Annotated in this window: 10 protein-coding genes; 7 read left to right on the top strand and 3 right to left on the bottom strand. The window is 39.9% G+C overall.

Annotated features, from left to right (window positions below; translation table 11 throughout):
* Positions 1-28: 28 nt before the first annotated feature.
* Genes hydA through ssnA form a run of 3 tightly spaced genes read right to left on the bottom strand, consistent with a single transcriptional unit; the run spans position 29 to position 5,784 of the window.
* Positions 29-1,405, bottom strand: coding sequence for a dihydropyrimidinase (gene hydA, locus ACPWSR_RS12770; protein WP_426348615.1), 1,377 nt, complete (start codon positions 1,403-1,405; stop codon positions 29-31).
* 24 nt (positions 1,406-1,429) lie between these two features.
* Entirely contained in the window at positions 1,430-4,438 is a 3,009-nt protein-coding gene (gene ygfK, locus ACPWSR_RS12765; protein ID WP_426348614.1) for a putative selenate reductase subunit YgfK, read from the bottom strand.
* 14 nt (positions 4,439-4,452) lie between these two features.
* The gene (gene ssnA / locus ACPWSR_RS12760) at positions 4,453-5,784 is read right to left on the bottom strand and encodes a putative aminohydrolase SsnA (protein WP_426348613.1); all 1,332 of its coding nucleotides are present in this window, start codon (positions 5,782-5,784) and stop codon (positions 4,453-4,455) included.
* 376 nt (positions 5,785-6,160) lie between these two features.
* On the opposite strand from ssnA, the gene dpaL reads away from it, so the two are divergent.
* From dpaL to ACPWSR_RS12725, 7 genes are all read left to right on the top strand, one after another.
* Positions 6,161-7,369 (top strand): diaminopropionate ammonia-lyase, encoded by a 1,209-nt coding sequence (dpaL, locus tag ACPWSR_RS12755; RefSeq protein WP_426348612.1) that lies wholly within the window; start codon positions 6,161-6,163, stop codon positions 7,367-7,369.
* Positions 7,370-7,440: 71 nt separating this feature from the next.
* Positions 7,441-8,745, top strand: coding sequence for a YgeY family selenium metabolism-linked hydrolase (locus ACPWSR_RS12750; protein WP_426348611.1), 1,305 nt, complete (start codon positions 7,441-7,443; stop codon positions 8,743-8,745).
* 84 nt (positions 8,746-8,829) lie between these two features.
* A complete protein-coding gene (ygeW, locus tag ACPWSR_RS12745; protein WP_426348610.1) occupies positions 8,830-10,023 on the top strand; it encodes a knotted carbamoyltransferase YgeW in 1,194 nt (397 codons plus the stop codon).
* An 18-nt stretch (positions 10,024-10,041) separates the two neighbouring features.
* Complete coding sequence (gene arcC / locus ACPWSR_RS12740) at positions 10,042-10,974, top strand: carbamate kinase (protein ID WP_426348609.1); 933 nt, start codon at positions 10,042-10,044, stop codon at positions 10,972-10,974.
* A 192-nt stretch (positions 10,975-11,166) separates the two neighbouring features.
* Positions 11,167-12,507, top strand: coding sequence for a uracil-xanthine permease family protein (locus tag ACPWSR_RS12735; RefSeq protein WP_426348608.1), 1,341 nt, complete (start codon positions 11,167-11,169; stop codon positions 12,505-12,507).
* A gap of 308 nt (positions 12,508-12,815) precedes the next feature.
* A complete protein-coding gene (locus ACPWSR_RS12730) occupies positions 12,816-14,234 on the top strand; it encodes a phosphodiester glycosidase family protein (RefSeq protein WP_426348607.1) in 1,419 nt (472 codons plus the stop codon).
* A 354-nt stretch (positions 14,235-14,588) separates the two neighbouring features.
* On the top strand, positions 14,589-15,929 hold the full coding sequence (locus ACPWSR_RS12725; protein WP_426348606.1) for a uracil-xanthine permease family protein: 1,341 nt from the start codon (positions 14,589-14,591) through the stop codon (positions 15,927-15,929).
* Positions 15,930-16,015 lie beyond the last annotated feature (86 nt).

Below are 16,015 nucleotides of genomic sequence, written 5' to 3'. Positions count from 1 at the left end.
TTTCCTGTGACCTTACACATATTATTATTTATAATTCTTGAGTTCTTCCTCTTGGGATAAATTTTCCCTGGTTTTCTATGAGAAGCTTGCCCTGCTCTACTACAGGAATTCCTCTCAAGAATACATATTCTGCTCTTCCGAAGGTTTCCATTCCCTCATAAGGGGTATAGTCAACGTTCTGAAGCTGCTCCTCCTTAGTTATCCTTCCATTATATTCAGGATCCCAAACCACTATATCTCCATCACTACCCTCGGCTATAGCTCCCTTTTGAGGATACATTCCAAAAAGCTTAGCAGCATTGGTGGATAAAAGGGCACAGAGCTGTTCCTTACTTAATATTCCTTCCTTAACACCGAAGGTATATAGAAGCACTGGACGATGCTCCACCCCTGGCATACCATTAGGTATTTTGGAAAAATCCATAAGACCTCTTTCCTTCTGACCTTTAAAATTAAAGCTGCAGTGGTCCGTACCTATGGTTTCTATTTTTCCTTCCCTCATAGCCTGCCACAAGGTAGCTATGTCCTTTTCCTTTCTAAGGGGAGGAGATAAAACATATTTGGCACTCTCAAAGTCCTCTAAAAGATACTTTGAATCATCAAGGAGGAGATATTGAGGACAGGTTTCCACATATACCTTCTGTCCCTCAAGCCTTGCCCTTTCTATCACCTTATAGCCCAAAGCACTGCTTAAGTGAACTATATTTACAGGAGACTCTGCAAGACGAGCAATGGTTAATAATCGATTCACAGCTTCTGCCTCTATCTCATCAGGCCTTGAGACAGGATGGGCCTTAGGGGATAAATTCCCCTTTTCCTTTTCCTCTCTAATAAGCTCATTGATGAGATCTCCATTTTCACAGTGAACCCCTATGATTCCCCCCTGTTCCTTCACAGCCTTAAGGATTTCTAATATCTCGTTATCCCTAACCTTTAAATTGTCATAGGCCATATAGAGCTTATAGGAGGTAATCCCCTCCTCAGTCATAGTCTTTAGCTCCTCTAAGATTTCAGGAGTCCACTCACTGATAGACATGTGGAAGCTGTAATCACAGCTTGCTTGATTTTCAGCTTTTTTATACCAGATTTCTAAAGCTTCACTTAAGGTTTCTCCTTTGTTCTGTGTAGCAAAATCCAGTACCATTGTTGTACCGCCTGCTATGGCTGCCTTTGTACCAGTATAAAAATCATCAGCGGTAAAAAAGTCTCCAGCGTCCAGCTTAAAATGAGTATGGGTATCAATAAACCCTGGAAAAAGTAACTTTCCCTGTACATCGATAATTCTAGCCTCAGGAGAGGATAAATCCTCTCCTATTCTAGCTATCTTCCCATCCTTAATTTCCACATCAGCTCGTTTACTTCCCTGAGGAGCTACTATTTCTCCTCCCTTAAGAATAATATCCATATTCTTCACGCCTCTTTTAATAATTTATTTCATCAATAAATAACTATAGTTATGATAAACCGTGGAGATTAAATTTCTAATCTCTTTCTCCAGTGTAAGCTCCTTGTTTAAGGAAGCCTCATCAAAGAGTTTTATCTCCTTTAACTGTCCCCCTAAGCGAATCAAAAAGGTCTTCTCGTTTTCATCTAAAAGGGTAAAGCCCTGATTATCGCTGTTTAGCATATCCTCTTTGTTATTAAAGAGGGTAAGCTTATCCTTATATGGAGCACTGTCATAAGGGCAGAAGCTCCTGCAGTTTCCACACTCATTGCACATATAGTCTACATGAATTATTGTAGCCATTCTATTTCCAGGAACTGCTATAGAAACATTTGCTCTATTAGGACATACTTCTGTACAAGCCTCACAGATAACATTACATTCTAAGCAGCGCTCTGCTTCATTAGAAGCTTCCTCTGCTGGAAGTACTATACCCTTCTTCATAAGAGGTTCCATTGACTGCTGCTGTCTTATCTCTAATCTAGGAAGAATATTCATTATAGAATTAGCAGCCTTATTTGCATCTCTTATGGCCTCAACTACTGTAGCTGGACCATTTGCTCCATCCCCTACCACATAAACTCCTGGAATTGAGCCTTCCATAGTTTCAGGATGGATTACTGCATAGCCTCTGGAATTTATCTGAAGTCCAAGACTTTCATAGTAGGAGCCGTCAACCTTTTCACCTAGAGCTGCCACCAGTAAGTCGCAGGGCACCTCTACCAAGGCTTCTGTAACCACAGGCTTCTGTCTTCCTGAGGCATCCATCTCTCCTAAAACAACCTTATTGCATAGGAGCTTACCTTCTCTCCAGCTAGCTGGTGCTAGGAGCTCTAAGAATATTACTCCTTCCTCTAAGGCCAGCTCCAGCTCTTCCTCATCGGCAGGCATATACTTTTTAGTACGGCGATATACAACATATACGTTTTCTACACCTTCACCTCTTTTAGCTGCCCTAGCAGCATCCATAGCGGTGTTTCCAGCTCCCACTATCACAACATTCTTTCCAAAGGTGATAGTTTCTGGAGCCTTTCTACAGGCTTCTAAAAATTCTATGGCATTCATTTCATTGCTGCAGCCTATATTAAGAGGGGTACCCTTATAGGCTCCCACAGCTAATATTACCTCTTCATAGCCTAAGGCCTTAAGCTCTTCTAGGGAATTTATAGGATGATTAGTCTCAAACTCCACTCCTAAAGCTCTTGCCAGGGATATATCCTTATCTGCAGCCTCCTTAGCTATTCTAAATTCAGGCACTACATTAGTGATAACTCCACCTATATTTTCTTTCTTTTCAAAGACCTTAACCTCAGCACCTTCTCTAGCTAGGAAGTATGAAGCAGCTATTCCTCCAGGACCTCCTCCAACTACAGCAACCTTCTTATTTTTAAGGTTTGGTAGTGGCTTTAACTCCTTTATAAGCTCCTGATAGCCCTCTTCTGCTGCCTTTAGCTTGGTGCTTCTTATGTTAACCGATTCCTCGTAAAAATTTCTGGTGCACTTATTCATACAGGTATGACTGCAGATAGTTCCAGTGATAAAAGGTAGTGGATTTTTATCTACTATCACCCTAAGAGCTTCTAAGGCTTTATTTTCTCCCTGAAGCTTGATATAGGTTGGAATATCCTGATTTATAGGACACTGATAGCTGCATGGTGCGATGAAGCAGTCAAATAGAGGAACCTTTTTATTTATCTTCCTTGAAGGAAGTGGTTTTATGCTCTTTCTATAGCGTTTATTCACTTTTAATCCTTCAATGAAGGAATAAAGCTTATCCACATCTACTCTATCAGTGGTGTTATACTCAAGGTTTTCAAGCTGCTCTGCAATCTGAGTTCCTCTTAATATTCCACCGGTCTTAAGGAAATAGGTAGCGAGGGTTATAGGATATATACCCAGGTTATAGATTTCCTCTATATTAAAGTAATCCGCACCACCAGAGTAGGATATTCTCAGCTTTCCATTAAAGGCCTCAGAAAGCTTATGAGCTACGGATAAGGAAAGGACACAGAGGGAGCGACCAGACATATACATTTCCTCACTGGGAAGCTCATTCCTTGTAACATCCACAGGGAAGGTATTGGTTATCTTAACTCCAAATTCTACTCCTTCCGTATCTGCCAGGGCCTGCAGCCTTTTAAGCATTGGGACTGCATCCTCAAATTGAAGGTCATCCTTAAAATGAAAATCTCCAAAGGCCACATAATCATAGCCCATATCATCCATTATCTTTCTAGCCTTCTCATAGCCTAAAAGGGTTGGATTGCATTTAATAAAGGTATTTAGGTGCTTTTCCTTTATGAGATACTGTCCAATACTCTCAATTTCCTGAGGAGGACATCCATGAAGGGTAGAAACGGTGATGGAGGTACATATCTTAGGGGATATTCCCTCTACAAAGCTCATATCTATATTGTTAAAGGAGTCAATATTCTCCTTAAGGTAAGCCATGCATTCCTTCCATATAGGAGTGTTTTCTGCATTTTTCAAGCCTTCTATGAAGGTATCAATCTTCTCTGATTTGATTCCTGCCAGGTCATAGCCAACACTCATATTGAATACAAAGCCATCCTCTGCCCCTAGGTTAAACTCTCTTGAGATTACCTTTAAAGCAAACCAAGCCTTTACATATTCCTCATAAGCCTCAGGAACCCTGAGCTCTGTAGACCATTCACAGTTATAGCCTTCATCCTCTGCCAGGATACAAGGCTTATTAACTGGGAGATCCTCTCCATCAAGTATCTGCACAGTCTTTAGCTCAAAGAAGCGGCTTCCTGAATAATAGGCTGCTATTATATTCTGCGCTAGCTGGGTGCTTGGCCCTGCTGCAGGACCAAAGGGTGTTTCTATCTTCTCATTGAAGATATTTATGAACTGTTCCTTTTCCTTTACAAAGGGCTTATAAATTCCAAAGACTCTTCCTGTTTTCTTCTTTTCCTTAAATATCCATTCCATTAAATTTTTAAAGGGAATGGGTGTCATCCTATCTCCCATAGCTTTCTTCTCTCCTATCCATTAATACTTTTTTTCAAAAGCTCTGCCTGTTCTCTGCATTCTGCCATGGCCTTAGCCTCATCAATGTGTAAAAGCTCTCTATCCTTCATAAGCAATTTTCCATTGATCATGGTAGTTACAATCTTGCTTCCATTTAGTCCAAAAAGCATGTGACCGTTTATATTGTCAGCAGTTAAAGGTGTAAGAGGGTTATAATCTGCAATTACCACATCGGCGGCAGCTCCCTCCTTTAATATTCCTAAAGGTTTTTCAAAATATCTATTGGCAATTCTTCTGTTTCCGTCAAAAAGCATTGATGGTATCTCTCCCCAGGCTACGGTAGCGTCGCATAAGGAATGCTTATGTAGTAAATTTGCAACCTTGTAGGATTCGAACATATCATTGGTATAGCCATCGGTACCAAGGCCTGATAATACGCCTCTCTTGTAAAGCTCTAGGGTTGGAGGACATCCGCAGGCATTTCCCATATTAGATTCAGGATTATGAACCACCATGGTATCTGTCTCCTTTAATAGGTCCATCTCCTGAGGATTAACATAGATGCAGTGAGCAGTTATGGTCTTAGGTCCTAAGATTCCCAGGTCCATAAGCCTGTTCACAACTCTCTTGCCATAGTGCTTTAAGGAATGGTGAAGATCTTCTATTCCTTCTGCCACATGAATATGATAGCCCACATTATCAGGAGTGTTTTCTCTACATAGGGCAAAGGTTTCATCAGATATAGTAAAGGAGGCATGAAGTCCCATCATTCCCTTAAGCATATCCTCCTTCTTACCCTCTGTATATCTAATAAAATCAGCATTTTCTTTAATAGCTGCCCTGGTCTTTTCCTTTCCATCCCTATCGGACACCTCATAGCAGAGGCATGTACGAACTCCCAGCTCCTCTGCTGCATCGGCAATGGTGAAGAGGCTATCAGCTACAGTACCAAAGCTTGCATGGTGATCAAATACTGTAGTTACTCCATTTTTTATGCAGTCAATATAAGTAGCTATAGCACTTTGTCTTGTCTGCTCTAAGGTAAGATGTCTATCTATTGTCCACCACATTCCATCTAGAATATCTAAGAAGCCCTGAGGATTATAGCCATTTATTGATAAGCCTCTAGCCATAGCACTATAGATATGGTTATGTGTATTTATTAGTCCCGGCATTATGAGTCCGCCTCTAGCATCGATAAGCTCTGCCTCTGGAAATTCTTTTCGGAGGCTTTCTTCAGCCCCAACCTTAAGAATTTCATTTCCCTGCACTGCAACAGCTCCATTTTCTATTAAGGGTCTCTTGTCATCTCTGGTGATAACCTTTCCATTTACAAATAAAAACATATTATTCTCCCCCGTTATCTTTATACTTAAATGGCCGAATCTCAAGTTCTATGGTTCTTAGTTTGATTAATCAATCAAATAAGTATCAAAAAAAATTAAATTTTTAACAATGAAAGATGTTATTTAATCCAATTCCTACTTAAACTTTTCACTAATTTTTGTATAAATTTGTTAATACTTTATCCTCAGGAATTTATCCCTGTATATTTTTATACTAACACCAAGGGCTAGAAAAAAGCAATATTAATTGAAAATTTTTTATTTACCGAATTCTTTTGAAAAAGAACTTGATATATAATTTAAATATGCTATTATGAAAACGTATAAATTTGTTAATAAATAGTCAGGAGCATTCCTTTTTATGAGGAGGTAATTAATGAAAAATATTAAATGGACTTTAAATTCTATGACTAAAACTAACGATGAAAGCCTAAAGGTTATGGCTTTAGAGGAAGTAAAAAAAGCTAGAGGCTTTCATAAAACCATACCAGGTTATGAAAAGACACCTCTTGCAGATCTAAGAAGGATGTCAGAACACTTGGGCCTTGCTAGTATTTTCATTAAGGATGAATCCTATCGTTTTGGACTCAATGCCTTTAAGGTTCTTGGTGGATCCTTTTCCATGGCTAGGTACATAGCTAAGGAAACTGGAAGAGATGTTGCAGAGCTGGACTTTGATACTCTTACCTCTCCACAGTTAAGAGAAGAATTCGGTCAAGCCACCTTCTTCACAGCTACCGATGGTAACCATGGTCGAGGTGTTGCCTGGGCAGCAAATAAGCTGGGGCAAAAGTCAGTGGTTTATATGCCTAAGGGCTCTACCCTCACAAGACTTAATAACATAATAGCTGAAGGAGCAAAGGCTACCATAGAAGAGGTCAACTACGATGAATGTGTAAGAATGGCTGCAGCAGAAGCAGCAAAAACTCCTAATGGAGTAGTAGTTCAGGACACGGCCTGGGAAGGCTATGAGGAAATCCCCTCCTGGATCATGCAGGGCTATGGAACAATGGCCATGGAGGCTGATGAGCAGCTAGCAGAAGCAGGAATCGAAGCCCCTACTCATATATTTGTACAAGCCGGGGTTGGTTCTCTAGCAGGAGCTGTTCAGGGATACTTCACCAATAGATACCCTAATAATCCACCAAAGGTAGTAATTGTAGAAGCCGAAGCAGCAGATTGTCTGTACAAGGGTGCTGTTGCTGGAGATGGCAAGGAAAGAATCGTTACCGGTGATATGGAAACTATAATGGCTGGTCTTGCCTGTGGAGAACCAAATACAATCTCCTGGGACATATTAAAGAATCATTCCACCGCCTTTATTTCCTTACCAGACTGGGCTGCTGCAAAGGCTATGAGAATTCTCAGTGCCCCTATAAAGGGTGATCCACAGGTAGTATCAGGGGAATCAGGAGCTGCTGGCTTTGCTGCTCTATACTCTATAATGACCATGGCAGAGCTTGAGCCTTTAAAAACAGCTCTGGAGCTTAATGAACAATCAAAGGTACTGCTCTTCTCCACAGAAGGCGATACAGATCCTGATAGATATAAGGAAATCGTTTGGGAAGGAAAACAGTATTACTAAAATAGCATTATATTTTTTTCAGTGAATTAGATTGATTAATCAAACTATAATACCTATTGGGAGGGTTTAATATGAATTTTGAAAAAGTAAAAGAAGCATCACAAGCCTACTTGCCAGCCATGACTAAGTTTTTAAGAGACTTAGTGGCTATACCTGGCGAGAGCTGTGAGGAAGAAGGAGTAATCAAAAGGATTGAGGCTGAGATGAAGGCCTTAGGCTTTGATAAGGTAGAAATTGATCCTATGGGTAATGTCCTTGGATACATGGGAACTGGTGAAACCTTAATTGGCTTCGATGCTCATATTGACACTGTAGGAATAGGAAATAGAGCTAACTGGTCCTTTGATCCTTATGAGGGCTATGAAACTGATAGTGAAATAGGTGGAAGAGGTACTTCAGACCAGCTTGGTGGAATTGTTTCCTCCGTTTATGGAGCAAAAATAATGAAGGATCTAGGACTTTTAACAGATAAATATACAGCCTTAGTGGTTGGTACCGTTCAAGAGGAAGACTGTGATGGACTATGCTGGGAGTACATTATAAAAGAAGATAAAATCAGACCAGAGTTTGTAGTTTCCACAGAGCCTACGGATGGTGGTATTTATAGAGGTCAAAGAGGACGTATGGAAATCCGTGTTGACGTTGAGGGTATTTCCTGCCACGGCTCCGCTCCAGAAAGAGGAGATAATGCTATTTACAAGATGGCTGAAATACTCATGAACATCCGTGATCTCAATGAAAATGATGCAGCAGAGGATAAAGAAATCAAAGGTCTAGTAAAAATGCTGGATGAAAAATATAATCCTGAATGGAAGGAAGCTAACTTCTTAGGTAGAGGTACTGTTACCACCTCTCAAATATTCTTCACCTCCCCTAGCCGCTGTGCCGTTGCTGATTCCTGCTCTATCTCCTTAGATCGCAGAATGACTGCTGGCGAGACCTGGGAGAGCTGCTTAGAAGAAATCAGAAATCTTCCTGCTGTAAAGAAATATGGTGCTAAGGTATCAATGTACGACTATGAAAGACCAAGCTTCACAGGTCTGGTATATCCTATTGAATGCTACTTCCCTACTTGGGTGCTTCCAGAGGATCACAAGCTAACAAAGGCCATGGAAGAAGCTTATGAGGGACTTTATGGAACCTCAAGATCCGGCTCCTCAGAAACTCATGAATCCAGAATAAATCGTCCTCTTACTGATAAGTGGACATTCTCCACCAATGGAGTTTCCATCATGGGACGTAACGGAATTCCTGTTATAGGCTTTGGTCCTGGAGCAGAAGCACAGGCTCATGCACCTAACGAAAAGACCTGGAAGGATGATCTTGTTAAGTGTGCTGCTGTATATGCTGCATTACCTGAAATGTATTTTAAATAAGGTAAACCATCTAATCTAAGAGAGGGAGCTACCCTTCCTCTCCTAGAAATTAAATATAATGAAAGAATTTTAAGGGGGATTAACATGAAAACTTTAAACGACTATATTGAGAAGCTGAATAAGCTAAACTTCAAGGAAATGTACAACAACGACTTTTTCCTAACTTGGGAAAAGACTGATGACGAGCTGGAGGCTGTTTTTACCATAGCTGATGCTCTTCGCTTCATGAGAGAAAATAATATTTCCACTAAGGTTTTTGAAAGCGGTCTTGGAATATCTCTATTCCGTGACAACTCAACTCGTACCCGCTTCAGCTTTGCCTCTGCCTGCAATCTATTAGGACTTGAGGTTCAGGATTTAGATGAAGGAAAATCTCAGATTGCTCATGGAGAAACCGTTCGTGAAACAGCTAATATGATCTCCTTTATGGCAGATGTTATAGGAATTAGAGATGATATGTACATTGGTAAAGGAAACACTTATATGAAAGAGGTTTCTCAGGCCGTTCAGGATGGGAATGCAGCTGGCATATTAGAGCAGAGACCTACCCTAGTTAATCTTCAATGTGATATAGACCATCCAACTCAAGCCATGGCTGATATGCTTCACATTATCCATGAGTTTGGTGGAGTGGAAAATCTTAAGGGTAAGAAGATAGCTATGACTTGGGCATACTCCCCTTCCTATGGAAAGCCACTTTCAGTACCTCAGGGTATCGTAGGTCTTATGACTCGTATGGGTATGGAGGTTGTTCTTGCTCATCCAGAGGGCTATGAAATAATGTCCGAGGTAGAAGAGGTTGCTAAGGAAAATGCTAAGAAATCCGGTGGTTCCTTTACAAAAACTCACAGCATGGAGGAAGCCTTCAAGGATGCTGATATAGTATATCCAAAGAGCTGGGCTCCTTTTGTAGCCATGGAAAAGCGTACCGAGCTCTATGGAAACAATGATTTTGATGGAATAAAGGCTTTAGAGAAGGAACTATTAGCACAAAATGCACAGCATAAGGATTGGGCTTGCACAGAGGAAATGATGAAGCTCACAAAGGACGGAAAGGCTTTATACCTTCACTGCCTACCTGCTGATATCACTGGAGTTAGCTGTGAAACTGGTGAGGTTGATGCATCAGTATTTGATCGCTATAGAGATCCTCTTTACAAGGAAGCAAGCTATAAGCCATATATCATAGCAGCTATGATATTCCTAAGCAAGTTCCAGGATCCACAGAGAACTCTTAAGGCTTTAGAAGAAAGAGCTGCAAAGAGAAAATTTGACTAATAAAGGAGCTGGAGCCTTATGACAAAGAGAATAGTTATAGCTCTTGGAGGAAACGCCTTAGGCAATACCCTCCCAGAGCAGATGATAGCAGTTAAGCATACCTCAAAGGCTATTGCCGATTTAATAGAGGCAGGCTACGAGGTTATAATATCCCATGGAAACGGTCCTCAGGTGGGTATGATAGATCAAGCAATGACTGTTTACGGAAAACAGAATCCCTCCTCTCCTACCTTTACTCCCCTGTCTGTGTGCGTGGCAATGAGCCAGGCTTACATAGGCTATGATCTTCAAAATGCTCTTAGAGAGGAATTATTAGATAGAGGAATAAAAAAATCCGTAACAACTATAATCACTCAGGTAAGGGTAGATTCTGATGACCCTGCCTTCAAGAACCCAACTAAGCCAATTGGCCAGTTTATGAATGAAGAAGAAGCAAAGCTAGCTGAGAAAAATGGCTTTAAGGTAATTGAGGATTCAGGCAGAGGCTATAGAAGAGTTGTAGCCTCTCCAAAGCCAAAGGAAATAATAGAAATAGAAACAGTTAAGAGCCTTATTAATGCGGGTGAAGTAGTTATCTCCTGTGGAGGTGGCGGTATTCCTGTAACTAGAGAAGGCAACCACCTAAAGGGTGCTGGTGCTGTAATAGATAAGGATTTTGCTAGCTGCCTACTGGCACAAGAGGTAGATGCTGACTTCCTGATAATCCTCACTGCTGTAGAAAAGGTAGCGATAAACTTTGGAAAGCCTGAGGTTAAATGGCTAGACAATATCACCGTAGAGGAAGCAAAACAGTATATGGCTGAGGGACACTTTGCTCCTGGCTCTATGCTGCCAAAGGTACAGGCTGCTGTAGAATTTGCCTCTTCCGCTCCTAATCGCAGTGCTTTGATAACCCTGCTGGAGAAGGCTAAGAGTGGGATTAGTGGAGAAACAGGAACACATATTAAGTAAGGGCAGAGAAGAGAGAAAAGAGAATAAAGCAGGTAAACTAAGAGTAATATGTAATAACTAGGAGTTTAAAAAAGAAAAGTTAAGAACTTGAGGGGTAGGAGGTATAGTTCCTTTTACCCCTTTTGTTGGATGAGGCCCTTTTTTGTGAGGGAGGAGTATACGGGACTTATTATATTATAGGGGGTTAGACGTATGTTAAATTCTAGGGTTCAAGAATCTGTTAAGAGTAAGGGTGCTTTATTTGAGATTTCGGGCAAGCCGTCTTTTGGGTTGGCTTTACCGCAATCCATGCAGCATGTACTAGCTATGCTAGTGGGAAATATTACTCCACCCATTCTAGTAGCTCAACTTCTGGGACTTCCTGAGAGTGACAAAATACTTTTGATGCAGGCAGCTATGGTTATCGGGGGGATAACTACCTTAATTCAGCTTTTCCCTATCTTTGGTTTTGGAATGGGATTACCTAATGTTATGGGTGTTGCTTTTGCTTATATGCCTATTTTGACGGCTATTGGAGTTTCCTATGGTATAAGAGCAATTTTTGGAGCTCAGCTGGTGGCTGCTTTTGCTTCTATTTTCTTGGGAATGCTTATGGGCAAGATAAGAAAATTCTTCCCTCCTATAGTTAGCGGTACAGTGGTGCTGAGTATAGGATTATCTCTGTATAGCACTGCAGTTAACTATATGGCTGGCGGTAATGCTGCTATGAAGGATTTTGGAGCTCCTAAGTACTGGCTTATAACTCTAGTGGTGCTTGGTGTGACTCTCGCCTGCTCTTTCTTTGGTAAGGGTTATGTAAAGGTATCTGGAATGCTTATAGGTATTGGTGTGGGCTATATTATAGCCTTAATAATGGGAAATATGATTAACTTTGATACTGTAAAAAGCGCCTCCTGGATATCCCTACCAAGGCTATTTAAATGGGGCTTAGAATTTCATCCTTCTGCAATTATCTCAATGATTTTAATGTATATTGTTCAAGCAGTACAGACCATTGGAGATGTATCCTCCACAGCCATTGGTGCCTTCAATCGTGAAGCTACGGACAAGGAAATTGGAGGAGCTATTAAAGGACAAGGTATCTGTGGTATGCTGGGAGCCTGCATAGGTGGTCTTCCTACGGATCCATACAGCCAAAATGTTGGACTCATAGTTACAACTAAGGTAGTAGCTAAGAGGGTTTTCCTCATTGTTGGACTTATTATGCTGGCTGCTGGTCTCTGCCCTAAATTCGGAGCACTAATGACCACCATCCCCTACCCAGTACTTGGTGGAGCTACGGTAACAGTTTTTGCTGCCATAACCATGTCTGGAATACAGCTGATATCGGAGCAACCCTTAAACTATAGAAACAAAATGATCGTAGGTATTTCTCTAGCTCTTGGTGTTGGAATAAGCACTGTTACTGCTTCCCTGCAGTTCTTCCCAGTGGATGTTCAAAACATAATAGGAAAGTCTCCTATAGTATTATCATTCTTGGTGGCATTTTTATTGAATATTATAGTTCCTGAGGATAATACAGTGGAGGAATAGTAATATTTTTAAACCTTATACTAAAAAACACCTTCAAGGCAAATAAGCCTTGAAGGTATTTTTTTATCCTCTATGCCCTTGCATCTTATCAAAAGGATACTATTTACCTAAGAATATATAATGTCTCATATTAAACAAGAAATTTTCTACAAATACACTGCTTTTTATTTAAATAAGCTATACGACAAATTAAATCAAATATTTAGTAATTTTTATGTAGACAACCCCTCTTTTATATAGTATATATATAATTACGCTTTTGTTACAAACTGTATTTTATGTATATTTTATTTAAAGGAGAAATTATAATGAAAAATCTATCGAAATTTATATTTTTGTCATTTTCTGTTATTTTATTCACAACTGCCTGTACTAAGACTCCTATTAGTAAAAAAGAAAGCGAACCTACATCAAGTATAACCTCTACAGCAGAAGAAATAGAAATAGCTCAGGATGGATACCAAGCAGATCAAGAAAAACAAAAAAGAGAAGAAGATACCGTAAAGAAAGAAGAAACTCCTGTTCTGGATGAAAAACAAGAGACAGCCAAAATAGAAGAAACTGAAAATAAAGAAAAGGAAGCTCATAAAGCTAAGGTAGAGGATATTTCTAAGGACAAGCCAGCAGAAGTTCAGAAAGCCAAAGAAGCTCCTAAAGAAGATCCTAAAGAATTAGTTGAAAAAAAAGCAACTGAAGAGCTTTCCAATAAGAGACAGAAAATATTATCAGAGGTTACCTTTACTGAGGTTAATGAAACCGTCTATGCAACGGGAGATTTGAATATTAGAAAAGGTCCAAGTACTGATTTTGATAAGGTTGGTGCCTTAAAGCTTAATCAGTCAGTAAAAAGAACAGGAATAGGCTCTAACGGTTGGTCTCGGATTGAATATAAGGATGAAATAGCTTATGCTAGCGGGAATTATTTAATCAAAAATAAAATAGAAACACCCAAGGCTTCTTCTAGCAAAGACAAATGGAGTTATTCAAGAAAAGGCTTAGAGATAAAAATCCAAAAACACAGTGAGTATTTAGAAGGTGGTAATGTAGTATATTGGATTGCTGAAATTAAAAGCGATAATATCAGTGGTGATATTAACACTGCCTTTGCAGGTGGGTCTTATGCCTCAAGTGTAAATACTAAACAGAGAACCAGCACTATAGCAAAGAATAATAACGCAATACTTGCTATTAATGGAGATGCCTCAGGCTTTAGACCAAAGTCCTCCCCCTATCACAACCCTGTTATGATAAAAAATGGTAAGGTTGAATATGGACTTATCCCTGGAAAAAGCATTGGGAAGATGGGTGCTTTAACTAGCTCCGGTAAGCTAGTGATATTTGATCCAAAGGATTATACCTCAACTGAGCAGCTGTTAGATAAGGGCTTTACCGATACCTGGTGGTTTGATACGGCACTAGTGATTGATGGCAAGGTTGAAAACATCTATGATGGTAACCAAAGTAAATATAAGGCTCCCTACTCGGCTATTGGACAAAAAGCTGATGGCACCTTCTTGTTCATCACAGTGGATGGAAGAGGTTCAAACGGAAGTGCTGGGCTAAATTATGGTGGCATGGCAAGGCTAATGAAGAGATATGGTGCACATAATGCTTACCAGATGGATGGTGGTGGCTCTGCAACTATTTGGTTCAACGGGGAGGTGCTAAATAGGCCCAGTGATGGTTCCGAGAGAGCTATAAGTGATATTATCTACGTTAGAAAATAGATAGCATTGGAAGGTACATTAGTAGAACTTGATGAATTATTCTGAATATTCAACAATGACAGACATATATATTCATAAATCATTCTAATTATACATAAACATTGTTTACAAAGTAATTTTATTGTGATAAGATACATTCAAAGCAAAACAAATCTTTAATTCGGGATAGAAAGCCCGACAAGATTGTAATATTGGATAGTCCAAGTGGTACATGCCTCTCCGACTATGAATTTTGAAATTACAATCTTGCCATGCCCCTGTGCATTGCAGGATTTTTTTTGCAAATTTCTTTACCTCAGGGAATAAAGCTTATTCCTTGAGAGTAATACAAGTACATTTTAAGGAGGCTTTACTATGGAAAAGAACAAAAAACAGGATTACCAAGAAGGTATTTTTGACGCAAGAGAATTAGGAACCCCCAAAATGATTCTTCTTGGACTACAGCATACCTTTGCAATGTTTGGAGCAACAGTCCTTGTTCCCATGATCACCGGGCTGGATATATCAACAACACTACTTATGGCTGGTCTTGGAACTCTATTATTTCACCTTATTACAAAGGGTAAGGTTCCTGCTTTTCTAGGCTCATCCTTTGCCTTTTTAGGAGGTTATGCTGCAGTAGCTCCTAAAATAGTAGAAAACGGACAGGAAGTAGCTAATGTTGAAATGCTTCCATACGCTTGTCTTGGTGTTGCCTCTGCTGGTCTTATTTATCTTATTCTTGCATTTTTAATAAAGTCCTTTGGAGTTAAAAGAGTAATGAAATTCTTCCCACCTATAGTTACTGGTCCAATTATTATAGCTATCGGTCTCAGCCTTGCAGGAACAGCTGTATCCAGCGCTCAAACAAACTGGCCTCTAGCACTTATTGCCCTCTCAGCTATTATTATCTGCAACATATGGGGTAAGGGTATGATTAAAATAGTACCAATTCTTATAGGAATTATAGTATCTTACATAGCTGCAATATTTATGAATGTTATAGATTTTACACCAGTACTTGATGCTCCATGGTTCGGTTCTCCTATAAAAGCAGAAGCCTTAGTATTTGGTAATGTTAAGGACTTATCCCTTGCAATTAGTGCAGTCCTAGCAATAGCTCCTATAGCTCTTGCAACAATAATGGAGCACATTGGTGATATCTCTGCTATATCTTCTACCACAGGTAAGGATTTTATAACTGAGCCAGGTCTTCACAGAACTCTTATAGGTGATGGTTTAGCAACTACCTTAGCCTCTCTCTTTGGTGGTCCTGCTAATACAACCTACGGTGAGAATACAGGAGTTCTTGCCCTGACAAAGGTGTATGACCCTAGAGTTGTAAGAATTGCTGCCTGCTTTGCCATAGTCTTCTCTGTAAGTCCAAAGTTTGCAGCACTTATTAATACCATTCCTTCAGCAATTGTAGGTGGTGTATCCTTCGTGCTTTATGGTATGATTTCTGCAATAGGTATCAGAAACCTAGTTGAAAATCAGGTGGATTTCTCAAAGAGCAGAAATCTAGTAATAGCTGCAGTTATCATGGTAACAGCTCTAGGCGGAGTAACAATAGCCTTAAATGAAACAGCAAGCCTTTCTAGCCTCGCAGTAGCTTCCATAGCTGGAATTATATTAAATGCAATTATTCCAGGAGAAGATTATGAAATAAAAGCAAAAGAAGACGAGGCTCCAAAGGGAAATACTTATAACGTATAAGTGCCTATCATTATTAGATAGCTTAAAATAAAGAGACCCTCCCATTATGGGAAGGTCTCTTTATTTAAGTTGCTTTTAAAGCTTCA

The sequence above is a fragment of the Alloiococcus sp. CFN-8 genome (assembly GCF_049943125.1).
In the GTDB taxonomy this organism is placed as follows: domain Bacteria; phylum Bacillota; class Clostridia; order Clostridiales; family Clostridiaceae; genus JAEXZL01.
Note: the sequence above shows the minus strand (reverse complement) of the source record. Positions and strands in the feature narration are given on the sequence as shown.

Excerpts from the sequence above, each read along its gene's own strand:
- hydA (WP_426348615.1), bottom strand. The coding sequence starts at position 1,405 with ATGGATATTATTCTTAAGGGAGGAGAAATAGTAGCTCCTCAGGGAAGT.
- ygfK (WP_426348614.1), bottom strand. The coding sequence starts at position 4,438 with ATGGGAGATAGGATGACACCCATTCCCTTTAAAAATTTAATGGAATGG.
- ssnA (WP_426348613.1), bottom strand. The coding sequence starts at position 5,784 with ATGTTTTTATTTGTAAATGGAAAGGTTATCACCAGAGATGACAAGAGA.
- dpaL (WP_426348612.1), top strand. The coding sequence starts at position 6,161 with ATGAAAAATATTAAATGGACTTTAAATTCTATGACTAAAACTAACGAT.
- ACPWSR_RS12750 (WP_426348611.1), top strand. The coding sequence starts at position 7,441 with ATGAATTTTGAAAAAGTAAAAGAAGCATCACAAGCCTACTTGCCAGCC.
- ygeW (WP_426348610.1), top strand. The coding sequence starts at position 8,830 with ATGAAAACTTTAAACGACTATATTGAGAAGCTGAATAAGCTAAACTTC.
- arcC (WP_426348609.1), top strand. The coding sequence starts at position 10,042 with ATGACAAAGAGAATAGTTATAGCTCTTGGAGGAAACGCCTTAGGCAAT.
- ACPWSR_RS12735 (WP_426348608.1), top strand. The coding sequence starts at position 11,167 with ATGTTAAATTCTAGGGTTCAAGAATCTGTTAAGAGTAAGGGTGCTTTA.
- ACPWSR_RS12730 (WP_426348607.1), top strand. The coding sequence starts at position 12,816 with ATGAAAAATCTATCGAAATTTATATTTTTGTCATTTTCTGTTATTTTA.
- ACPWSR_RS12725 (WP_426348606.1), top strand. The coding sequence starts at position 14,589 with ATGGAAAAGAACAAAAAACAGGATTACCAAGAAGGTATTTTTGACGCA.